General features: G+C 51.8%; 12 protein-coding genes and 6 pseudogenes. 17 read left to right on the top strand and 1 reads right to left on the bottom strand.

Features of this window, described 5'->3' with window-relative positions; translation table 11 throughout:
• The first annotated feature begins 93 nt into the window (after positions 1-93).
• The 4 genes and pseudogenes from dapB to JCM16496_RS01205 all read left to right on the top strand — a co-directional run bounded on the left by dapB (position 94) and on the right by JCM16496_RS01205 (position 4,143).
• A complete protein-coding gene (gene dapB / locus JCM16496_RS01220; protein ID WP_025831740.1) occupies positions 94-858 on the top strand; it encodes a 4-hydroxy-tetrahydrodipicolinate reductase in 765 nt (254 codons plus the stop codon).
• Between the two features lie 40 nt (positions 859-898).
• Positions 899-2,392 carry a signal peptidase I gene (lepB, locus tag JCM16496_RS01215; RefSeq protein ID WP_025831739.1) on the top strand — a complete coding sequence of 498 codons (1,494 nt, stop codon included), beginning with the start codon at positions 899-901 and terminating at the stop codon, positions 2,390-2,392.
• Between the two features lie 68 nt (positions 2,393-2,460).
• Positions 2,461-3,392 (top strand): annotated as a pseudogene (gene lepB / locus JCM16496_RS01210) (signal peptidase I).
• A gap of 88 nt (positions 3,393-3,480) precedes the next feature.
• A complete protein-coding gene (locus JCM16496_RS01205; RefSeq protein ID WP_025831738.1) occupies positions 3,481-4,143 on the top strand; it encodes a WbqC family protein in 663 nt (220 codons plus the stop codon).
• Positions 4,144-4,487: 344 nt separating this feature from the next.
• On the opposite strand, the gene JCM16496_RS01200 is transcribed toward JCM16496_RS01205, so the two are convergent.
• Positions 4,488-7,361 carry a ligand-binding sensor domain-containing protein gene (locus JCM16496_RS01200; protein ID WP_025831737.1) on the bottom strand — a complete coding sequence of 958 codons (2,874 nt, stop codon included), beginning with the start codon at positions 7,359-7,361 and terminating at the stop codon, positions 4,488-4,490.
• A gap of 303 nt (positions 7,362-7,664) precedes the next feature.
• Here JCM16496_RS01200 and JCM16496_RS25185 point away from each other — a divergent pair.
• From JCM16496_RS25185 to JCM16496_RS01160, 13 genes and pseudogenes are all read left to right on the top strand, one after another.
• Positions 7,665-9,478, top strand: a pseudogene (locus tag JCM16496_RS25185) (glycoside hydrolase family 2 protein).
• Between the two features lie 181 nt (positions 9,479-9,659).
• A pseudogene (locus JCM16496_RS23275) lies at positions 9,660-11,030 on the top strand (SusC/RagA family TonB-linked outer membrane protein); the annotation flags it as partial.
• A complete protein-coding gene (locus tag JCM16496_RS23270) occupies positions 10,985-12,142 on the top strand; it encodes a TonB-dependent receptor domain-containing protein (RefSeq protein ID WP_369346647.1) in 1,158 nt (385 codons plus the stop codon). The pseudogene JCM16496_RS23275 and the gene JCM16496_RS23270, both read left to right, overlap by 46 nt.
• Positions 12,139-12,696 (top strand): hypothetical protein, encoded by a 558-nt coding sequence (locus JCM16496_RS23265; RefSeq protein ID WP_244440182.1) that lies wholly within the window; start codon positions 12,139-12,141, stop codon positions 12,694-12,696. Before JCM16496_RS23270 ends, JCM16496_RS23265 begins: the two co-directional genes overlap by 4 nt.
• Positions 12,697-12,723: 27 nt before the next feature.
• Positions 12,724-13,773: a RagB/SusD family nutrient uptake outer membrane protein gene (locus JCM16496_RS23260; RefSeq protein ID WP_244440181.1), complete on the top strand. Its 1,050-nt coding sequence runs from the start codon at positions 12,724-12,726 to the stop codon at positions 13,771-13,773.
• Positions 13,656-14,264 (top strand): annotated as a pseudogene (locus tag JCM16496_RS23255) (RagB/SusD family nutrient uptake outer membrane protein); the annotation flags it as partial. The gene JCM16496_RS23260 and the pseudogene JCM16496_RS23255, both read left to right, overlap by 118 nt.
• Positions 14,219-14,488 (top strand): RagB/SusD family nutrient uptake outer membrane protein, encoded by a 270-nt coding sequence (locus JCM16496_RS25370; RefSeq protein ID WP_500778590.1) that lies wholly within the window; start codon positions 14,219-14,221, stop codon positions 14,486-14,488. The pseudogene JCM16496_RS23255 and the gene JCM16496_RS25370, both read left to right, overlap by 46 nt.
• 34 nt (positions 14,489-14,522) lie before the next feature.
• A complete protein-coding gene (locus JCM16496_RS01180) occupies positions 14,523-14,912 on the top strand; it encodes an SGBP N-terminal domain-containing protein (RefSeq protein WP_025831735.1) in 390 nt (129 codons plus the stop codon).
• Positions 14,913-14,950: 38 nt separating this feature from the next.
• Positions 14,951-16,000 carry a DUF4466 family protein gene (locus JCM16496_RS01175; RefSeq protein ID WP_025831733.1) on the top strand — a complete coding sequence of 350 codons (1,050 nt, stop codon included), beginning with the start codon at positions 14,951-14,953 and terminating at the stop codon, positions 15,998-16,000.
• Between the two features lie 116 nt (positions 16,001-16,116).
• A complete protein-coding gene (locus tag JCM16496_RS23250) occupies positions 16,117-17,460 on the top strand; it encodes a right-handed parallel beta-helix repeat-containing protein (RefSeq protein WP_244440179.1) in 1,344 nt (447 codons plus the stop codon).
• Positions 17,342-19,102, top strand: coding sequence for an SMP-30/gluconolactonase/LRE family protein (locus JCM16496_RS23245; RefSeq protein ID WP_244440178.1), 1,761 nt, complete (start codon positions 17,342-17,344; stop codon positions 19,100-19,102). The genes JCM16496_RS23250 and JCM16496_RS23245 overlap by 119 nt, the downstream gene beginning before the upstream one ends.
• 165 nt (positions 19,103-19,267) lie before the next feature.
• A pseudogene (locus tag JCM16496_RS01165) lies at positions 19,268-21,920 on the top strand (glycoside hydrolase family 2 TIM barrel-domain containing protein).
• Positions 21,921-21,934: 14 nt separating this feature from the next.
• A pseudogene (locus JCM16496_RS01160) lies at positions 21,935-24,311 on the top strand (alginate lyase family protein).
• Positions 24,312-24,357 lie beyond the last annotated feature (46 nt).

Raw genomic sequence — 24,357 nt, 5'->3', positions numbered from 1 at the left:
AACAAGACGTTAATGTTGAGCACAAATGTAAGAAAAAGATTATCTTTGCGACCTATAGTTTGTTGATAAACTAAATAAAAACAGATAGAAACAATGAAAATCGCATTAATCGGCTACGGAAAAATGGGCAAGGAAATCGAAAAGATAGCCCTTGGCCGCGGACACGAAATTGTAAGCATCATCGATGTCGACAACCAGGAAGACTTTGAATCGGCAGCCTTCAAGAGCGCCGACGTTGCCATAGAGTTCACCAATCCCATGGTGGCATACAACAACTATATGAAGGCATTCCAGGCCGGAGTCAAATTGGTATCCGGCAGTACGGGATGGATGGCGGAACATGGAGACGAAGTGAAGAAGCTTTGCACCGAAGGTGGCAAAACATTGTTCTGGTCATCCAACTTCAGCTTGGGAGTAAGCATATTCTCTGCTGTCAACAAGTACCTCTCAAAGATAATGAACCAGTTCCCTGCCTATGATGTGACAATGAGCGAAACGCACCACATCCACAAGATGGACGCTCCGAGCGGTACGGCCATCACGCTTGCCGAAGGTATTCTGGAGAATCTCGACCGTAAGGACAAATGGGTAGAAGGAACTTTCCAAGCTCCCGACGGGACTGTTTCGGGTCCTACGGAATGTGCAGCCAATGAGCTACCCATAAGTTCTATCCGCGAAGGAGAAGTACCGGGCATCCACAGCATCCGCTACGATTCCGAGGCCGACAGCATCACTATTACCCACGATGCCAAGAATCGCAGGGGATTTGCCTTGGGAGCTGTTCTTGCTGCCGAATATACCGCCAAGCACGAAGGGTTCTTGGGTATGAACGACCTGTTTCCCTTTTTGAATGAATAACCCCAAACTCATAAATTTATAAACTCATAAACTGAAACCAATGAGACAAGCAACACGCGCCCAATGGATTAAATTCAGTATAGTCACCCTGCTCTACCTTGCCTTTCTGGTTTGGGTAAAAAGCTGGCTGGGACTGATTGTACTACCTTTCATTTTTGACATCTACATCAGTAAGAAGATACCCTGGGGGTTCTGGAAGAAATCAGAGAACCCTGCCGTACGCAGCATCATGAGTTGGGTGGATGCCATCGTATTTGCGCTGGTAGCCGTTTACTTCGTAAATATCTATGTGTTCCAGAATTATCAGATACCGTCTTCCTCATTGGAGAAATCCTTGCTGGTAGGCGATTTCCTTTACGTCAGCAAGATGAGCTATGGTCCGCGCGTACCAAATACACCGCTTTCCATGCCGTTGGCACAACATACGCTGCCGGTGTTCAACACTAAATCGTACATCGAATGGCCCCAATGGGAATACAAACGTGTGCCGGGCTTCGGCAAAGTGAAACTGAACGATATTGTGGTGTTCAACTTCCCGGCAGGCGACACGGTAGCCACCAATTTCCAGCAGACAGACTTCTATACCCTTGCTTATGAAGAAGGAAAACGCGTGTATCCCAACAAAGTGAATATGGACAGTCTGACACGCAAACAGCAACGTACCGTCTATGATTTGTACTACAATGCCGGACGTAACCTCATCCGTTCCAATCCGAGAATGTACGGTGACATTGTCATACGCCCCGTCGACCGTCGTGAAAATTATGTAAAACGTTGCGTAGGCCTGCCCGGCGATACATTGCAAATCAAGAAAGGACAAGTATACATCGACGGCAAAGCCATCGAGAACCCTACAGAAATGCAGTTCAACTACTTTGTACAGACAACGGGGCCCTATATCACCGATGATATGTTCCGTGAACTGGGTATCAGCAAAGAAGACCAGACACTGATGACCGACGGTCTGGGCTGGGAAGAGAATCTGATTGAAATGGGATTGGACCGCCGGGATGCCCAAGGAAGACTGGCACCGGTCTATCATCTTCCGCTCACCAAAAAGATGTACGAGACCCTTTCGGGCAACAAGAAACTCATCAGTAATATTATCATCGAACCGGGAGATTTCTCCGGACAGATGTATCCGTTGAATCTCTACACCCAATGGACCCGCGATGACTACGGTCCCATCTGGATTCCCGCCAAAGGTGCCACCATCAAGCTGACCGAGGATAACCTGCCCATCTATGAGCGTTGCATCGTGGCCTATGAAGGCAACAAACTGGAAGTGAAGGAAGACGGCATTTACATCAACGGCGAAAAGACGGATTCTTATACCTTCCGCATGGACTACTACTGGATGATGGGCGACAACCGCCATAACTCCGCCGACTCCCGATACTGGGGTTTTGTGCCGGAAGACCATGTCGTAGGAAAGCCTATCGTAGTATGGTTGTCACTGGACAAAGACCGAGGCTGGTTTGACGGTAAGATACGTTGGAACCGGATATTCAAGTGGGTGGACGGCATTAAATAAACGGAAAATTGAAAGGTGAAAATTGCCAGTTCCCATTTTCACCTTTCAATTTTCAACTTTCAATTTATATGAAGAGTAAGAAGATGGCAATGGCAATAATCGGAGTGGCATTCGTCGTGGTGTTGCTTCGGGGTTGTGTGGCTACTTCCTATCTTATCCCTTCTTCCGGCATGGAAAATTCACTGTACCGGGGTGAGCGTATTCTTGTGGACAAGTGGAGCTACGGCCTGCGACTGCCTTTCATGAAGCTGTGGGGTATCATCGCTGGGCGGACAGAGCGGTGCAGAAAGAGGATATTCTTGTATTCAACAATCCTGCCAATCTTTCAGAACCCGTGATTGACCGGCGGGAGGTCTTTATCAGCCGTTGCATCGGTACTCCCGGAGATACCTTGCTGATAGATTCGCTCTTTTCTGTGATTCCTTCCGAGAAGAATGCACCCGACCAGAAGTTCCTTTATTCCTATCCCCGAGGACGGGAACGGCAGCTGGATTCATTACTGTCCATTCTTTCCATCGCTCCCAACAAACTATTGGGGCAGGATTCAACAAAGAATATACGCAGCTTCAGCCGCTATGAACACTACTTGCTGGAACAAGCCATGAACGGAAAGTGCTGGATAGAGCCCATTGTCAAGGAAGATTCTATGGAGATGCTGAAACCTCTGATAATCCCCAGCAAAGGCAAAGCCGTACGCGTATATCCGTGGAACAAGACTTTGTTGCGAAATACCCTGGTACTTCACGAAAAGAAACAGGCCGAAATCAAGAACGACACCCTTTATGTGGAAGGCAAGCCCGTGCAACACTGCCATTTCACCAAAGACTACTACTGGGTAGGTGCCAACAATGCCATCAATCTCTCGGACTCCCGCCTTTTCGGTTTCGTCCCCGAAGACCACATCATAGGCAAGGCGTCTGTCATCTGGTTCTCCAAAGAAAAGGGAACAGGACCTTTCAGCGGTTACCGATGGGGCAGGATGTGGAAAAAGGTGGAATGACAAACATACGAAAGAATAAAAATGAAAGTACAACAATGAACAGTCATTCCAATCGTAAATCGTCTAATCGTAAATCGTAATTATATTGATGAAAACAGTTTTTCTTTCTTCCGCCTATCTGGCACCCGTAGAGTATTACACCAAACTACTGGCATACGACAAGGTATTCATCGAGCAGCACGACCACTATATGAAGCAGACTTACCGCAACCGCTGTACCATTGCCGCACCGGACGGTGAGCTGGCACTCTCCATTCCCACCGTCAAGCCCGATTCCCCTAAATGCCCGGTGCGCGACATCCGTATTTCCGACCACGGCAACTGGCGGCACCTGCACTGGAATGCCTTAGAGTCTGCCTACAACCATACCCCTTTCTTTGAGTATTACAAAGACGACTTCCGCCCTTTCTACGAAAAGAGATATGAATTCCTTGCCGACTTCAACGAAGAGTTGTGTCACATGGTCTGTTCGCTGATAGACATACAGCCCGATATGGAACGTACCTCCGAGTACCGAACCGAATTTACTCCGGATGAGACAGACTTCCGCGAATGCATCCACCCCAAGAAAGACTTTATGCTGGAGGACACGGCATTTACACCACACCCCTATTACCAGGTGTTCCAAGAGAAACTGGGTTTCCTGCCTAATCTGAGCATAGTGGATTTGCTGTTCAATATGGGACCGGAAAGCCTGCTGGTGTTGCAGAAAAGTTGCAAAGAACGGGCCGCCCGGAGCACCTGTGAATAGCAGTCCGAAAGGGTACGCACAGAAGCATCGCCTCCCCCGAAACGGAAAACAGAGGCAGATATAAATTTGTTGTTGTTATCCTTCACCTCTTTCACCTTTGCGCCCAGCATACATTGGTGTTATCAATAGAATTCAAAATAACACAGGAGATGTATGAGAGGCACCTCTACACCACGAACGGTAGAAGGTACAATGGCTGTTCTCTCTTCTGCTTCTCCGGGTAAATATACCATCCGGAAGGTGAACGACCCGGGTTGTTCAATCGAACGGCAAAGGTTGTCCAATCGAACGACCCGGGTTGTTCGGTCGGCCAGCTCGGGTCGTTCACCTATCACATCGGTTGCCTACTTGCTGAACTTCTGCAGAAACCCCGGCAGGGTCTCCCCTTCTTCCAGCCCCAACTTCTTCCGCAGGCGGTAGCGGCTGATTTCGACCCCGCGCAGAGAAATATTCATTAACGGAGCTATCTCCTTGGAAAGCAGATTCATCTTGATATAGGCACACAGCAGCTTATCCTTGTTGTTCAGTTCGGGGTATGCCTCCTCTAACCTACTGAAAAAGTCGCGGTGCACCGAATCGAAAGTAGTCTGGAAAGCCTGCAAATCGTCGTCGTGCTCGATGTTCGTGTCGATGTGTCCCAGCAAACGAAGTGTTTTGCGGCGAAGGGCAACCAGATTCTCTTCACCGACGGCGTGCGAGATGCCTAAAACTTCCTTCTTGATATCCATCAGCATCTCGTTCTTACGCACAATGTTCAATGTGGTGCGGACCAGTTCTTCTGACTTATGCTGCAGTTCGGCCTGCAGATTGGCCTCTTTCAAGGAGTCTATCTTTTTATCTTTCAAGTCGCTGGCCTCCTCGAACGCCTGCTTCTGCCGATAAAGTTCCAGCTCTTTCTGCAACAGCAGGCGCTTCCTGCTGGCCACCACCCGCACATACACAGCATACAGCATCAGGCAGGAGACGACCACGTACAGCATCAGGCTCCACCAGGTGCGATACCAGGGCGGCAGCACCCTGAACGAAAAAGAAGTCATCACAGGTTCGTCATCCTCCTCCGTCAGCAGCTTGACACTGAACAGATAGTCGCCTTCATACAGACCGGTGAACTCTTTCATGGCGTTCTCGCTATACTCGCTCCACTCTCCTTCGTCGCCCCCCTTGCCCAACCGGTAAGAGAAGAGAGCCGAAGAAGCTGTCTCGTAATTGTTCACATTATACTCCATACGAAGAGAGTTGTACTTATAAGGGACCACTACCGGCACATCTTCGTAGCGATAACTTCGACCGTATATCAGCGAATCTTTACGACCGGTCAGATACACATGACGTATCTGCAAGGCCAGCCGCTCCTTGCCAGTTTCCACCATCGAAGGTTTCACCAACGAGAACCCTTCTTCCGTGCCAACAATAGCCCCGTCGCCATAAACCCCTACATGCTCATAATTCTCGATTAAGGAACCCTTCAGAAAAAAGTCACGAGAATTCTTTGTATAAACATTCTTCACCGCATCATAGCGCAACAACTTCAAGGAACCACCCGACACATACCAGATGTTATGGGACACATCCATCGTCAGATATGTATAAGCCGCCTTGCCATCCAGCATATTCTCCAGCTCCGAGTGTTCTTCCAACGCATCCGTCAACGGATTGTAACGCCACAATCCATGACAGGAGACCACCACAAGCTCGTTGCTCACCCGCGCTAGCAAGGCCTCATCACCGGTAGGAAAAGAAACATGGTTGTATTTCTTCAGATGAACCACCTCGCGCAGGTTGTCCGAAAGGCTCACCCTGCAAACTCCCCTATCCTTATTAGTAATCCACACTATGTTTCCCATCCCCTCGGCCATGAGGCTCTTGGCGGCATAAGTAAAATTCTTGAGCCTGCACACCACCTGCCAACTACCGGCAGTCCTCTCCAACAGATACAGTCCGCTATATTTGCCATACGCACCGGCTATCAATACATCCGGCCTACCAGGCAGTGCCACCAGCTGCCTCACTCCCCTGAGCCCGTCCAGGTGTTCTACCCTATCTCCCTCGATTACATAAACCCCATTGTCCGAAGCACAAAACAACTTGTTGTCGTAACGCAAGAACGACCAAACCTGGCCGCCCGTCTCAGGCAAAAATTCCATCGCCGCTTCCTTGCTCCGTCCCTCGGGCAGAACAGTACGGTAAAGTCCTTGATTGGTGCCCAGATACAGTTTATCTCCATACCGACAAGAGGAGTATCCCGACCCGATGACAGGCTTGCTGCCATATAAAGAATAGACCGGAGAACTCAACCGAATACAATCGATGCCATTATCCAGCCCCAGCCAAAGATTATTCTTCCTATCGAAGTTCATGCAGAGAACCGTCTTATTCTGCAAACCATTGTGGATGGAGATTATATCTGTATCGCCTTTCTCCAAGTCCAAAAGGCAAACCCCTTCTTGCACAGAGCCAAGTGCCAGCAACGACTGGTGGAGTGCCGCGCAAAAAATGCGATTGCGACGCATGAAGTCGTCAGCCGCACACGCATACTTGCGGATGGCTTCTCCGTCATAAACAAACAAGCCATTGTAACGAGTCACTATCAGCACCTGGCCGTTATAGGGCAGCAAGCTTGAAATCCTTCCCAGCTTTTCTGTTTCCGGAATCAGCCGGAAATGATTATCCTCCATCACCGACATTCCTTCGGGTGTACCAATATAAAATTTATTATAGAGTATTGCTGAAACATTTATCTCATCGGCCGATTCTATATAGTCCACCCGTCCATCTGCCCAACAAAACAGGCCACGGTCTGACTGGAAATACATTTTGCCCTTATCCTGCAAAATATTCCAAATAACACCAACCACCGAATTGCCGGGCAGATTATCCGAAAGGCAGGTATAGTCCAATCCCCCCAACCTGTTTGGAGTGAAATAGCCGAAACGGCCAATCCCACCGATGTAAATACGATTGTCTGCCCCAATCTTCATGGCCCGCACCCTGGCATCCGGTATGGGATATAGCTCCCAGGAAGTGCCGTCAAACTCCAGCAACCCCTTGTTATTGGCCACATACAACCAACCGTTCTCATGCTGCTGCAGCATCCAGTTTTGGTTTCCGGCCCTATAGGCATGTCTTGTATAGTTGGTCACTGGCCGTTGCCACTCCGCCTTCAACGAAAAAGCAACCCCTATTAAAAAGAAAAGAATAAAACAGAGTCTGCGTTTCATAGTAGTCCATATTTATTTCGCATAGCAAAGATAATCTCTTTCTTTCAAACTACATTTCCCATCAGCCTCTTTAACAGAATAGATGAGATACCAATAAAAATATATAATCACATATAAACCAAGTATTTGTCACAAGCATGAGAAAGCATTGATGTAGTCGAAATAAGGATTTGTAGTAGCCAAGATGTAGTTTCTTTCGGAGAAAACATATAATATGATGATACATTTGCCATCGATTTGTGCAAAGAAGTACAATCTGCCGGTAATAAAAACCGACCGGTATAACCCTAAAAATTTAATGACATGAAACACCTACAAGAAACAGTTTTTGCTTTCCTATTGGCATCCCTCCTAGCAGCAGAGACATTTGCCCAACAGGCTCCTTCCATCATGAATATCGGTTCACGCCAGACCACCTCGCTCGACGGACAATGGAAAACCATCGTCGACCCGTTTGAAAACGGATACTACGATTATCGACTGAAACCCTACGACGGAGGATATGCCCAAGATAAAACCTATTCGGACAAGACCAAACTACAAGAGTATGATTTCGAAACAGACAAACTGCTATTTGTCCCCGGCGACTGGAACACACAACGCCCCCAATTATACTATTACGAAGGAACCGTGTGGTATCGGAAACACTTCGAATACTCATTAGAACCCGGCAAACGGCTTTTCTTGAACTTCGGAGCAGTCAACTACGAAGCCATCGTGTGGCTGAATGGCAAGCAACTGGGCAGGCACATAGGAGGATTCACCCCCTTCAATTTTGAAATAACCCACTTGCTGAAAGAAGGTACAAATAGCCTGGTAGTGAAAGCAGACAACAAACGGATTCCCGAAGCAGTGCCCACCATAAATGCTGATTGGTGGAATTTTGGAGGTATCACCCGCCCGGTCAGTCTGGTAGAAACGCCTTCGACCTACATCCGCGACTATTATGTACAGCTGAAAAAGGACGACACACGCACCATCGAGGGTTGGGTACAACTGGACGGCAACACCCAATCCCAAAAAGTAACGCTAGACATTCCTGAATTGAAGATCAAGAAAGAGGTTACCACCAATGCAGACGGCTATGCCGCCTTCCAGGTAAAAGCCGCCCCCCTTTTGTGGACTCCGGAAAACCCCAAGCTATATGCCATAACCATTACTTCCGGGGCTGATAAAGTAACTGACGAAATAGGTTTCCGAACCATCCGTACCGAAGGCACCAAGATAATGCTGAACAATCGGGAAATATTTTGCCGAGGCATCAGCATCCACGAAGAAACAGCCTACTACAGCGGTCGTGCCTACTCTAAAGACCACGCACACACCTGCTGAGCTGGGCCAAGGAACTTGGATGCAACTTCGTGCGCCTGGCCCACTATCCTCACAATGAAGAAATGGTGCGCGAAGCCGAACGGATGGGCTTCCTTGTATGGTCAGAGATTCCTGTTTATTGGACCATTCATTGGGAAAACAAAGAGACCTATCGGAATGCCGAACAACAGTTATGCGACATGATTGCACGCGACAAAAACCGTTGCAACATCATCATTTGGTCCATTGCCAACGAAACTCCCATCAGCAAACCGCGTCTGACCTTTCTGACCAACTTGGCCAACAAAGCAAGAAGTCTCGACAATGTGCGCCTGATAGGTGCAGCTATGGAAAAAGAAGAAGTCAGTCCCGGCCTGATGACAGTAAACGACCCGTTGGACAAAGTGTTGGACATCATAAGTTTTAACGAATACGTAGGCTGGTACGATGGTGACTCCGAGAAATGCGATCGCGTCAACTGGACGTTCGAAACCCCTAAACCAGTATTCATCAGCGAACTTGGAGGCGGTGCCTTATACGGCCGACACGGGTCACCTCAAGAACGCTTCACCGAAGAATATCAAGAAGACATGTATATACGCCACATCCAAATGCTGAAACGCATTCCAGGACTGGCAGGCACCACACCATGGATTTTGAAAGATTTCCGCTCTCCCCGTCGTCACGTACCCGAAATACAAGATGACTTCAACCGCAAGGGACTGGTATCAGACAAAGGACAAAAGAAGAAGGCATTCTTCGTCCTACAGAAATGGTATGAGGAGCTGAAAGAAGCCTACAAATAAAATCATTAAGCAAACAGACTATACCAATAACCCCTAAAAAACAGAACCGCCTATGAAATAACACTCGCAGAAAAATCACCCGACGAGTCGGCACACGCATCGGCTCGCTGCATCTCCCCGAAGAGAACAACACCTCTTCAAAACCATGAAACCAACATTTATTCATTAAAAAAAAATTCGTATGAAGCATTTATTTGTATTCCTATTGCTATTTATCGGCATTGGAGCCGCTACGGCACAGAATGTCCAGATTACCGGTACGGTGAAAGACAAACTGGGAGAAACTGTCATCGGTGCCAATGTGACCGTAAAGGGGACTACCAACGGTGCCATCACCGATTTGGATGGAAAATTCTCCCTGCAAGCCCCGCCCAACGCCACGCTGGTGGTTTCTTTCATCGGTTACACCACTCAGGAAATCGAACTGAAAGGAAAAAACCATATCGTAGTCACCCTCTCCGAAGACTCACAAGCCTTGGATGAAGTCGTAGTCATCGGTTACGGTACGCAAAAGAAAGTCAACCTGACCGGTTCGGTGTCTGCCGTGAAAATCGACGAGAACATCGCCAGCCGTTCCATTACCAACGTATCTTCCAGCCTCTCCGGTCTGGTTCCGGGCCTGGTGGTAAGCCAAAGCACCGGTTTTGCCGGAGGCGACGGTGCCTCATTGAAGGTGCGCGGTCTGGGGTCCATCAACAACTCAGACCCGCTGATTGTGGTGGACGGCATGCCCGACGTAGACATCAACCGCATCAACATGAACGACATCGAAAGCATCTCCGTGCTGAAAGATGCGGCTTCGTCTGCCGTATACGGTTCGCGTGCTGCCAATGGCGTTATCCTTATCACTACCAAGAGCGGACTGAAAGAGAGCAAGGCGAAAGTGAACTACAACGGCTCCTACGCATGGTCCAGTCCCGTGGAATTCTACGACTACATGGCCGACTACAGCCGTGCGCTGACCATGCACATGCGTGCAGCGGCTTCCGGCAACAACTCTACCAACTTCCGCCCGGCTTCTGCCGAACAATGGCTTGCCATGAGCATGGTAGACCCCATCCTCTTCCCCAATACCGACCAGTTTGATGAAATGTTCCGCACCGGTTCCATCCAGAACCACACGGTATCGGCATCCGGAGGTTCGGACAAGATGAACTTCTATACCTCTATCGGCGTCATGAACCAGGAAGGTTTGCAGATTCACAACGACTACAGCCGCTACAACATGCGCCTCAACTTGGATTATAAAATTCGCGACAACGTGAAGATTGGCGTAAAGACCGATGGCACATGGTCGGAAAGACAGACACCGCGCGGCAGCGGATTGGAGACCGCCGGTCTGAAGTATGTCATCTCGGGTGTACTCAACCGTCATCCCGAGACAGGCGAATACGGCGGTAGCATGGCCTACGGTGAAAACACCTCTGCCGGTAACGCCATTGCCGAATACGAAGCTTATCGCACCAACACCAGCCGCAAGGAGTTCAACGGAAACGCCTACATGGAATGGGAACCGCTGAAAGACCTGAAAGTAAACGTCAGCTACGCACTGAGATACTACAACGAATTCAGCAAGACCGTGCAGAACGTTGTCAAGCAGATGAACTTCCAGACCGGCGAAGTGTCGCGTACCATGCCCGACACCGGCGACCTGATAAACAACGGCAACTACGAAGGCACAAGACCCTGTTCCAAGGCCGCATCTCGTATGAAAAGGAGATTGCCAAAGGACACCACATCGCCGCCATGTTCAATGCTGCCGAAGAGTATTGGTATAACCGCAGCTTGTGGGCACAACGCAAGAACCGCCTGCACAACTCTTTGGAAGAAATCGATGCAGCCTCTCCCTCCGAGCAAACCAACTCCGGTTCTTCCAACTCCGAAGGTCTTCGTTCATTCATCGGACGACTCAACTATACCCTGTTCGACAGATACTTGTTTGAATTTACGTTCCGCTCCGACGGTTCATCCCGTTTTGCCAAAGGACACCAGTGGGGCTTCTTCCCCTCGGCTGCCATCGGATGGCGTATCTCCGAAGAGAAGTTCTTCGAGCCGTTGAAGAGAACCGTCAGCAACGCGAAGTTCCGCGCCTCTTACGGTACGCTGGGTAACAACTCCGGTGTGGGCCGCTACGAACAGAAGGAGACCATGAGCACCACCAACTACGTGGTAGGCAACAACACACTGGTAACCGGCTTCAGCGCCAACAAGATGGTGAACAAAGACCTCTCTTGGGAAGAGACACGCGTATTCAACGTGGGATTCGACCTGGGATTCTTCAACAACCAACTGACTGCCGAACTCGACTGGTACGACCGTTTCACTACCGGCATGATTCGCGGTTCCAGCATCTCATCCCTGCTGACAGGCTACTCAGCTCCGCGCATCAACGTTGCCGACCTCCGCAACCGTGGTGTGGAAGCCAACATCACTTGGCATTCCAAAATCCGCAAGTTCGACTACAGCATCAACGTGAACGCTTCCTACAACGTGAACAAGCTGGAGAAATGGGGTGACCACCTGGACCGCGGCTGGACCATGCTCGACATGCCCTATCACTTCCTCTATATCTACGAAGCCTATCCGGGACTTGTACAGAGCTGGGGAGACATCGCCAACGCGCCTTATCAGGCAACGACCACATTGCCCCGGGCGACATCATGATTAAGGATATCAACGGCGACGGAGTAATCAGCGACCTGGACAAGAAAGCCTATACCAACAAATACCGCGACACCCCGATGGGACAGTTCGGTATTACCCTGACCGGTGCTTATAAGGGATTCGACATCCAAGCACTCTTCCAAGGAAACTACGGACGTACCGACGTGTGGTTGGACGACTTGAACACCAACACGATTCCGCAAGACCGCTTTGCCTTCCAGCAATTCCACTGGACCGACACTTGGTCATTGGACAACCGCCATGCCTCCCTCCCCCGCATCATCACCGGGAACCAAGGTTCACACAACCGCGCAGAAAGCACGTTCTATGCCTACAACACTAACTATTTCCGCCTGAAGAACCTGCAAATCGGTTACACCATCCCCGAACGCTACATGCAGAAGATTGGTTTCAACCGCGCACGCTTCTACCTCTCCGGCGAAAATATCTTCACGTTGACTCCCTGGAAGGGTATCGACCCGGAAAAGCCGCACGGAAACGACTTCTACCCGCTGGTAAAGACTTACTCCGTGGGATTGAACATCGAATTTTGATAATCTGAACTTTAAAACAAGAAATATATGAAATATATCAAATATATAGCATTAGCCGGGCTGGCAAGCCTCTCTACCTCTTGCGTGGACGACTTGCTGAACCGTCCCGCAACTACCGAAGTATCTTCCGACCTCTTCTGGAAGAGTACAGACGATGCGCTGACCTCCACTTACGGTGTCTATAACGCCACACGTACCCTGTTCGCGACCGAACACTACTACGACGGACACGGCGAATTCCAAAACACACGCGGCAAGAGCTTGGGAAGCATCAGCGCCTGGCAACCGGCAGGCTGGATTACCAGCGGCTTCTCGTCCATGTGGAACAACGCCTACCGCGTCATCAACCGTGCCAACTACACCATATCCTATGTGGAGCGCATGATTGAAAACGAACAGAACGCCACCATCAAGTCATCGCTGGAAGCCATCAATGCCGAGAACTACTTCCTGCGTGCCCTCGCCTACTTCCGCCTGATAGAGAACTGGGGCGACGTGCCTTACTACCGCCACGTGCTGAACGGCGATGCCGAAGCTTGCTCGCTCGTGCGTACTCCCATTGCGGACATCGTAAAAGACCTGCTCGACGACCTGCAGTATGCCGCCGAGAAGTTGCCCGTGAAATACGGTACAGACTATGGACGTGCCACACAGGTAGCCGCCCTCGCCTTCAAGGGAAAGATTGAACTGTACTACGCTTGCTGGAATAAGTTCGGATGGCCCGAACTGGATGGCTTTACAGCCAGCGCCGCTACAGCAGACACTTACTACAAGGCTGCCGCTACCGACTTCAAGGCTGTAATCAACAATTACGGACTGACGATTCTGGCGACGGTGACCCCGGTACTTACGAATCCCCCACGTACGGAAGCCTCTTCCAATATTACAACGAGAACTGCTCCGAAATCATCTACGCCATATCCTACGGAGGTCCTAACCTGGGACAAGGCGAAAGCCTGCTGCGCGACTTCGGTACACGAACCACGGCAAACGCACAATGCTGGATTATGCCCACTTCGTTCCTTGCCGACCGCTACCAGTCCACCATCACCGGCGACTTCCTGCCCCAACTGGTAATGAACAGAGATGCCAACCTGGAGAACGGTGCCCGCAACCGCGCCAGCTATGAGAACCGCGACTGGCGTATGAAGTCCACCATCATGTGGGACGGCGAAACATACGTCGGCATCGAGAACGGCGGTATGGAACTGCGCAGCCAATATCCTGCCTACACCTGGATGTATGGAACCTATAACCAAGGAGCCGGATTCATCAACAACGATGCCAGCGGCCGCACCGGCTATATCTACCGCAAATGGATACGCCAAGAGGCAGGATGGGACCGCACGGACGGACCGCAAGACTTCTACCTCATGCGCCTTGCCGATGTCTATCTGATGTATGCCGAAGCTGTCAACGAGACCAACGGTCCCACGGACGAATGTGTGGCACTGCTCAACAAAATCCGTAGCCGTGGCAATCTGCCCGCACTGGCTGCCGACAAGTATGCCGACAAAGAAGAATTCTTCAAGACCATCGAGCAGGAACGCATCGTAGAGCTTGCTACCGAAGGACACCGCCCGTTCGATATCCGCCGCTGGAGAAAGGCACACGATGTATTCGGCCCTGCCAGAGCGATGGTCTTACCCTCTATGACACCAACGGCGCACGTGTACGCGACCAGTTCAAGAATGCCTCCGAACTCGACTTCCAGAAGTATTACATCTACCAAATCCCCGAAGGCGAGCGCAACCGCAATCCGAACCTGACACAGAACACCCCGTGGAGATAACCAAAACAGTATGAACCGAAAAAAGACAAACAATATGAAAAGTATCTATAGAATAGTGATGTTCCTTGCCGTCTGCCTCCTGTCACAGGGTTGCAACGACTATCCGGTAGATGACAACGACCTGCTGATTACCGACAGCGAAGAATGCTACATCTCCTCCTTCATCCTCAGAGGTCCGGACAACCGCGACGTGCTTGCCAGCTACAACATCGACGACGAGGCAAACACCATCACCGGTGTGGCAAAATTCGGTACCAACCTCAAGAATGTGAAGCCCCAGTGCGGTGTGGCAAAAGACTGTATCGTGACTCCCAACATGGGCGAATGGACCGACTTCAGCCAACCGCGCCAATACACCGTAATCTCCGGTAACCGTAAAGTAAAGAAGACCTATACCATTACCGTTACCGTGCAAGGTGAGTGATAGAAACATTTTAAACATCAAAAAAACAGAAACAAGTTATGAAACTATTGAAATATGCCATGTTTTCCACCATCGCCCTCGCATGCTTCGCATGCAGCAGCGACGATGAGTCGGGCCTCAAGAACGACATGATAAAGAAAACAACCGCTCCCGCCATCGTCGGCGAGAAGATTGAATTCGCGTATGCCATGGGTACTACGGAAGGGCGGTTGGCAAAGGCAGAAGCCACTGCCTCCTTTGCCGGAGCTACCGGTACCGATTTCGAACTGTACTCCTGGTTCACAGCACGGGGTGACATCTCCGTAAACGGTGTGAACTACCGAGGTGGTGATGAAGTGCCCTTGCAGACCGTAAAGGATGCCTCGACCAGCGGTGTTACCTCCGTTGCCAACATGATGGAGACCGTAGATACCCACTACTTCAACCCGAGTGTCGCCGTGGGCACCAGCCAGTCGGAACTGATCGCTGCCACACTGCGCTACAATTACGTGGTGCCTGCCGAAGCCAAAGGAAAAAGCTTCCACATCACCTTCACGGCAACTTCCACAACCGGAAGCAAGGTCACTTATGAGACTCCTTCCTACCCCGTTTCAAAGATGGATATGAAGCGCCTCATCGAACTGGAGAACGGAGCGGCATGCTGCTTCTCACTCGAAGACATGGCTGCCTATACCACCGCCGAAGCGGCAAGCATGGGGAATAAAATCGACTTCATCTACAACTACCAGAAAAAGACCGATGACGGGTTCGACTACGGACACTCTTTCGTCTCTCCGGCAACCGACCCGAAATTCATCGCTCTCAGCGGCATCATCCCTTCGGGCGCATCCAACGATACACCGATGGAACAACGCGCACAAGTACACGATGCACAGCTGAAGGGTGCTAACCCGGCTGTCTATGTGGATGACGTCGACTTCGAGACACTCGACCTGAGCCGTGCCTCCAACTACGTGCTCAACCTGAAGAACGACGACGGTGTCTTCATGAAGAGCGCCGATGGCAAGTATGCTGCCTTTGTGTATGTGAACCGCATAGACGACAGCGGCAAAGTAACCATCAGCCTCAAACGTTATCCCCTGAAATAACCAACGGACCACGTTTTTGCTGAATAAGGAAGGTACGTCAGAATACGTCCGCCGGACAGTTGCAAACGTATTTTGATGTACCCTCCTTATTTTCATTAAGAATCATTATCCTTGCCATGAAAAGACTCGAATCATTCCTTATATGTCTCTCCCTTCTGTTCCTCCTTTCGGCACGGGAGATGTGTCGGGCATATACACCGGCATCCATACTGACTGCCCGTCCGCACGATGCCGAAGCCATTTACTTCACTTCCCAAGACTTCCCCATCACCTCCGATGGGAGTACTGACGTATCCGATGCCCTGCAAGAAGCGCTGAACCGGGCAAAGCAAAAAGAAAACGGATGCGGCATCCTCTTCGTCCCCGAAGGCACCTACAAACTCAGCAAGACGATTTACGTTCCCTCCGGAGTACGCCTTATCGGCTATGGCAGCAAACGCCCGGTTTTCGTGCTTGCCAAGCAGTCGCCCGGTTTCCAGGAAGTGACCCGCGAAACAGCCAAAGGGAAATACCTCTTCTGGTTCATCGGTGGAAGCTACCACCCCGAAAGACGTGTGGGAGATGCCAATGCCGGAACCTTCTACAGCTCGATGATGAACATCGATATCCGGATTGAAGACGGCAATCCCAACGCAACCGCCATCCGTGCGCACTTCGCACAACATTGCTCCATTTCCAGCGTAGCCATCCGTGTAGGCAACGGACGTGCCGGCATTGCCGATGCAGGAAACCACTTGGAGAATATCGCCATCTACGGAGGCGAATATGGAATTGACACCAATAAGTCCGCTCCCGGATGGCCCATCATGCTGCTGAACTCATACTTCGAGAAGCAACGAAGCAGCGCCATCCTCACCAACGAAGGCGGACTGACCATTGTCCGCATGCAGGTAAAGAATGTACCCGTAGCCATAGAAATCAAAGACAAAGCCCCCGACCGGCTATTCATGGAAGATTGCATCTTCGAGAATGTGAAACAAGCAGGAGTCATACTGACAGATGCAGGAAATGCAGCAACACAAATCAATCTTAAAGATATTCAATGCAAGAACGTTCCCCTGTTTGCCCAAGAACGTTCCATAGACAAACAGATACCGGGCAAAGGAAAGACCTACCGGGTAACCCGCTTTACATTCGGATTCAATGCCGACAACTTGGAAGATACTCCCCGGATAGTGCGGCTTGCCGAAATAGCCCCCATCCAACGGATTACTCCGCTGGATGCCGGCGATACGCCACTACTTCCACCCACGGAACAATGGGTGAATATACGTGATTTAGGTGCCAAAGGAGACGGTTTCAGCGATGACACGCAAATCTTCCTGGAGGCGGTGGAAAAGTATGCCCACATCTACATCCCACAGCTGGTATGTGGTGAAAGAGCCGCTCGTTCTGAAGCAGAACACCAATCTGATAGGCTTGCACCCCGGCACCACCCTCCTGCTGACACTAGGCGGTAACCCCGCATTCAGCGGTTTCGGTGCCCCGCAGGCACAACTCACCACTCCGCAAGGCGGCAAAAACATCGTGTGCGGCATCTTCCTGAATGCCGATGCCTACAACTACCGCGCCGTCAACTGCAAATGGATGGCAGGCGAGGGGTCGTACATGTACGATGTGAAATTCAGCGGACACGACAAGTCCCGCTTCTTCCACAACGGGCAAAGTGCCGCCAATCCTATGGAAAAGCCTATGCCCGTCACTCCCGAAACCCACGAACTCATTACCCGCGCCTGGGACAACCAGCACTGGAGCCTGTGGATTACCAACGGTGGAGGAGGCACATTCAGAGACATTTGGACTGCCAACGAATACAGCTCGGCAGGATTGTACATCAGCCACACCGCAACACCGGGACGCATCTACGGCATGTCTCTGGAACACCATTTGCGTAACGAAGCCATCTTCCGCAATGTATCCAACTGGAAAATCTACGATTTCCAATTTGAAGTGGAAGCGGAAGGCATCGACACACAGCCGCTGGACCTGATAGACTGCAAGGACCTGACTTTCGCCAACTTCTACTCCTACCGCGTATCGCGCATGCTGAAGTCCTATCCGTCTGCCATACGCACATGGAACTGTGAGGACATAGAGTTCCTCAACCTTCACAACTATGCACATGCCCGCGTGAAATTCACTTCCAATGCCAGCCTTTACGATGTCAATACCCGCCGGGAAGCACGCCGTTGGGAGTTTGCACGGCTCTGCCTGACCGGCAAGGAGAACCGGAAGTATCCGCTGAATGAAGAAACCGGAAAAGCAGAACCTATCGTCACCGGCTTTGAGTTCATCGACGGGTTGACGCAGGACAGCCGGGGAAATATCTACTTCTGCGAACACCGCATGCGGCGCATCTACAAGCTGGAGGCACAAAGCGGGAAAGTGACATCCATCGCCGATTTCCCATGGAATGCAGTGGCACTGGCGTGCGATACGCAGGACAATCTGCTGGTAGTCACCAAGTACATCTCCCAGCCGGGCTACCATAACGATGATACCCGCAACGGCAACCACCCCCTGTTCGGCTGGAAAGGAGCCGGCGGATTGTGGGGATTCACGTATGTACCCAAGGTCTATGCCATACGTCCCGACAATCCGGATGACAGTTTCCGGGTATTACCTTTGGCAGAAATGAAGAAGGTCTCCACACCCCAACTGGTCTACTACTTGGGCAACAGGACAATCACCCAAAACGAATATTACAACGGGAAACAGCCGGAACAATGCTTCATAGCTCCCGATGGTGCGACCATCATCCCTTATTACGAAGACTTGTTCCGTTGCTCTTCTTTGGTAAAAACGATTCCGGGACATCCGATTTACCTGCTGGACGAATACCACCAACGAGTTATCCAGGCAGATACCGATGCCCAAGGCTTCTTGCAGAACTGCCGTCTATTTGCCGACGGAGGCGACCGGAGCGTGACAACCGACTCAGAAGGTAATGTATATGTAGCCAATGGTGATATTTCCGTCTTCGACCCTGCAGGCAGGCTTATCAGGACCATAGAAGTTCCCGAACGCCCCACTTCTCTGCTCATTGCCGGAGGTAGACTCTACATCACAGCTATATCTTCACTCTATCAAATGAAGTTATAATATGCCAATCAGAAGAGAGTAGTTTTTAATAGGTTTATCTTCCAAATCGAGGAAGATTGTAAATTCAGGTTAAACAATGAGGCGGATATTTCTCGTTTTTTTTCATATCCGCCTCTTTTCATTACATTTGGAAGTGATATTTATTTATAACTTAACACATCTATCATGAAAAAAGAGACAATATGCCGACAAAGGAGTTGCCATTGGATAGCCACAACGGTCTTATCCCTGTTTACCCTATTCCCGGCATACGCCCAACGCCAGTCCCAAACCATCAACGACAGTTGGAAGTTCCTCCGCGAAGAGTGCCCCGCCGCAGCAGACAGTGCCTTCGACGACCACAGCTGGGCAGACATACACCTGCCGCACACCTGGAACACAGACGCCTACACCGAAAAAGATTACTACCGTGGCACCGGATGGTACCGCCGCACCCTGCGCCTGCCCCAAGAGTGGCAAGGCAAGCAGCTGTTCTTGAAACTGGAAGCCGCCAGCAAAGCCGCCACCCTCTACGTCAACGGACGGGAAGTGGGAAGCCACGCCGGAGGCTACACGGCATGTACTTTCGACCTTACGGAATATCTGCACACCGATGCCCCCAACACACTTGCCGTCCGTGTGGACAATGCACGGCAGGACATCGCCCCCATCTCGACCGACTTCACCTTCTTCGGAGGCATCTACCGGGATGTGTGGCTCACGGCGGTGCCCAAACAACACTTCCATCTGACCAACTTGGGTTCGGACGGCATCTTTATCTCCACACCCCAAGTCAGCGAAGAGCAAGGCACGATGTCCGTCCGCGGAGAGGTGAGAAACGATGACCGGAAGAAGACAAGCCTGGAAGTGATGACCCGCCTCTATGCACCGGACGGCACGTTGCTACAGACACGAAAGAAAAAGATACAACTGAAAGCGGAAGAGACGATTGCCTTCGAGCAAGAACTTCTGCCGGTTTCGCGCCCCATGTTATGGACGCCCGAAACACCCCATATATATAAGGTGGAAACTACGCTCCTCGATGCCAAGAGCAAACAGGTTCTGGACCACACGGAGCATCCCACCGCTTTCCGTTGGTATCGCTTCGATGGTGCCGAAGGTTTCTTCCTCAACGGAAAGCCCTACAAGCTGCGCGGCATCTGCCGACACCAGGACCAGAAGCCCATCGGCGTGGCCCTGACCGACGAAATGCACCGCCGCGACTTCCGGCTGATGAAAGAGATGGGCGCCAACTTCATCCGCATCTCACACTATCCGCAGGACGAAGCGTTGCTGGAGATGTGCGACAAGATGGGTATGCTGGCATGGGAGGAGATTCCCGTTATCGACATCGTGCCCGACACACCGGGGTATGCGGAAAACTGCGAACAGAACCTGCGCGAGATGATTCGACAGCACTACAACCACCCCAGCATCATCACGTGGGGATATATGAACGAAATCCTCCTCGTAGCACAGCGCAAGCACAAAGGCGATGCACTGAAACCGGTACTGGAACGCACACTGGAACTGGCACGCCGACTGGAGAATGCCTTGAAGCAGGAAGACCCCACACGCATCAGCACCATGGCCTTCCACGGCAGCGACGACTACAACAAGGTGGGACTAGGCGACATCACCGACATCGTAGGCTGGAATCTCTACCAGGCTGGTATGGCGGCGACTTGAAAGGGTTCGACCGCTTCCTCGAAGAGCAGCACCGCAAGCATCCCACCCATCCGATGATTGTCAGCGAATACGGTGCCGGGTCGGACAGACGGCTGCACACACTCTCTCCCCGTGCTTTCGACTTCAGCATGGAGTATCAGCAGAAGTATCTGGAACACTACCTGCCTGTGATGGAAAAGCTGACTTACGTCTGCGGCGGCACGCACTGGAACTTTATCGACTTCTCATCCGCACTGAGGGACGAATCCATGCCACGCATCAACAACAAGGGCTGGTAGGCTCGAACCGCACGCCGAAGGACGTTTACTATTATTATAAAGCGGCATGGCGCAACGACATCCCCGTGCTGCACATTGCCAGCCGCGACTGGACACGCCGTAGCGGTGTGCAACAGGAAGGCAAGCCGGTGATGCTGCCTGTAAAGGTCTACTCCAACCTGCCCGAAGTGGAGCTGTTCATTGACGGGACATCCGTAGGCAAGAAGAAGACGGAGAACTTCACCGCCCTCTTCGAGGTGCCGTTCCTCCGGAAAGAACCATTCCTCCATGCCCGCGGGAGGTGCCAAGGCAAGGAGGTGACGGACGGATTGCGGGTAGGTTTCACCCCCATCCCCGACCGGCTGGACAAAACCAATCTGAACGGATTGGAACTGGCTGTCAACGTGGGCAGCCACTGTTTCTTCACTTCCGATGAAAGCTCGTTGACATGGGTTCCCGACCAACCTTATACACCGGGCAGCTGGGGCTACATCGGCGGCAAGGAGCAGGGCACGCAGACCGAGATACGGAACACCGCAGACGGCCCCCTGTTCCAAACCTTGCGGAATGACATCGAGGGTTATCGCTTCGACCTTCCCCAAGGCATGTACGAAGTGGAACTGCTCTTCACCGACATCTTCCGCCGGAGCGCCCAAGCCGCCTACCTGCTGGGACGTGACGGAGGAGAGGACAACGGCGACAATACCTTCAACGTTTCCATCAACGGAAACCTTGTAGAAGAGAACTTCGCCCCCGGCAAGGACGGCAAGCACTTCCAAGCCTTGCGCAAGAAGTACATCGTCCGCAACGAGGGAGACAGCCTGGAGGTACGCTTCCAGGCCGTCAGCGGCTCATGCTTCCTGAATGGAATCAAATTGAAAAGAATCTATTAGCAATAAACAATAACATGAAACTGACATTGAAAACCAAAGCAACCAAGTGGGCACTTGCCCTCCTCCTCTGGATGCCGGGCGCACAAGCCCAGTCCATCTGGAACACCGACCACCTGCAAAGCGTGAAGCAATCCATCGACAAGCCTTTCTATGCCCACTCCTACCAGGCACTGAAAGCCGAAGCCGACAGACTGCTGAATGCCGAACCCCTCTCCGTGATGATGAAGGAGAAGACTCCTGCCAGCGGTGACAAGCACGACTACATGAGCCAGGCCCGCTACTACTGGCCCGACCCCACCAAGCCCGACGGACTGCCCTATATCAACCGCGACGGTGTATCGAACCCCGAACTGAACAAGCTGGACCGCAACCGCCTGGGAGCCACCGCCAACCGTGTCACCACCCTTGCCCTCGCCTGGTACTTCAGCGGGGAAGAGCGCTACGCACAAAAGGCTACGGAACTTATCCGCGTGTGGTTCCTCAACAAAGAGACCCGCATGAACCCCAATCTGGAATATGCCAAGTGACACCGGGACACAACAACGACAAAGGACGCTCCTACGGCCTGATAGACACCTACTCGTTTGTAGAGATGCTGGATGCCGTTGCCCTCTTGGAACCATCGAAAGCATTCACCGCCAAAGACAGCAAGCAACTGAAGAAATGGTTCGCCCAACTGACCGACTGGATGCTCTCCAGTCCGCAAGGCAAGGAAGAGGCGGAATGCAAGAACAACCACAGCATCGCCTACGACGTGCAGATAGCCGCCTTCTCGCTCTACGGAGGCAAACAGCAGCAAGCCATCGACATCATCAACGCCCTGCCCGCACGCCGTATCGCCAAGCAGATTGACACGGACGGCAAGCAGCCCCACGAGTTGGCCCGCACACTGGCTTTCCACTACTCACAGTACAACCTGACCCACATCCTCGACCTCCTCACCATGGCACGCAACCTGAACATGGACGCCGAGGCCCTTGCCTCACACGACGGGCATAGCTTCTACAAGGCGATGGACTTTCTGGCACAATACATGGGCAAGGATTTGAGCGCATGGCCCTACCGGCAGATAAGCGGATGGGAAGAAGCACAACAGAACTTCTGCCGCGACCTCTACCGCACCGCCACTTGGCTGAACCCCACACGCAAGGATTACCTGCGCCTGTACAACGCCTGCCGCACGCTGGACTTGGGCGACCGCTTCAACCTGCTCTACGTGCAAGCCACCGAAGTGGACCATGCCTACGCCTACGCCGCCGGACAGTTGAAACTCGCCATGCAGTGCGCCGACAAGGCACGCAAGGAGGAGAAGAACGCCGCACGCCGCCGCGTAGTGCGCGCACCATTGCCAAAGACGGCTCACTGGCAATGATACATCCCCATGACTGGTGTTCGGGCTTCTTCCCCGGCTCGCTCTGGCAGATGTATGCCTATACCAACGACAGCTTCTGGCGCCAGAGCGCCATCTCCTGGACCTGGCCCATCGAAGAGGCAAAATGGCACAAAGGCACGCACGACCTGGGCTTCATGATGTACGACAGCTTCGGCAAGGCATACGAACTGACGGGTGAGCAGTCTTATAAGGATGTAGTCATCCAGAGTGCCCGCACGCTGATTACCCGCTACAGCCCCAAGGTGAGAAGCATCCGTTCTTGGGACCACAACCGTGACAAGTGGAAATACCCCGTCATCATCGACAACATGATGAACCTGGAGATGCTGTTCCGCGCCACACAGATTACGGGCGACTCCATCTTCTGGAAAGTTGCCGTGAACCACGCCAACACCACGATGAAGAACCATTTCCGCCCGGACTACTCTTCTTATCACGTAGTGGACTATGACCCCGAAACGGGTGATGTCCGCCTGAAATGCACCCACCAGGGCAATTCGGACGATTCCTTCTGGAGCCGCGGACAGGCATGGGGATTGTATGGCTACACCATGTGCTACCGCTTCACCAAGGACCCTGCCTACCTGAAACAGGCCGAAAGCATCGCCGACTTCTTCCTCTCCCTGCCCCACATGCCTGCCGACGGTGTGCCTTACTGGGACATGAAGATGGAATCCATCAACAACCTCACGCCCGACAACGTGAACCCCGACGTGCCGCGCGATGCTTCGGCTGCCGCACTCATTGCCTCCGGTCTGTACGAACTCTGCACTTACGTGGCTCCCGAAAAGGGCAAGCACTACCGTGCCACAGCCGACAAGATTGTTGCCAGCCTCAACAGCCACTACCAGGCCGAACCGGGCACGCACTACGGCTTCCTCCTTCTCCACTCCACCGGACACCACCCCGGAGGTAGCGAGATTGATGTGCCGCTGAACTATGCCGATTACTACTATCTGGAAGCATTGGCACGGAAAAGGGCACTGGATGCGGAATAATCACCTCTGATTATCAATCGCTTAACATCATTTGTCAGACAATATA

It is taken from the genome of Bacteroides rodentium JCM 16496 (assembly GCF_000614125.1).
In the GTDB taxonomy this organism is placed as follows: domain Bacteria; phylum Bacteroidota; class Bacteroidia; order Bacteroidales; family Bacteroidaceae; genus Bacteroides; species Bacteroides rodentium.
This window is presented reverse-complemented; position numbering and strand designations above follow the sequence as displayed.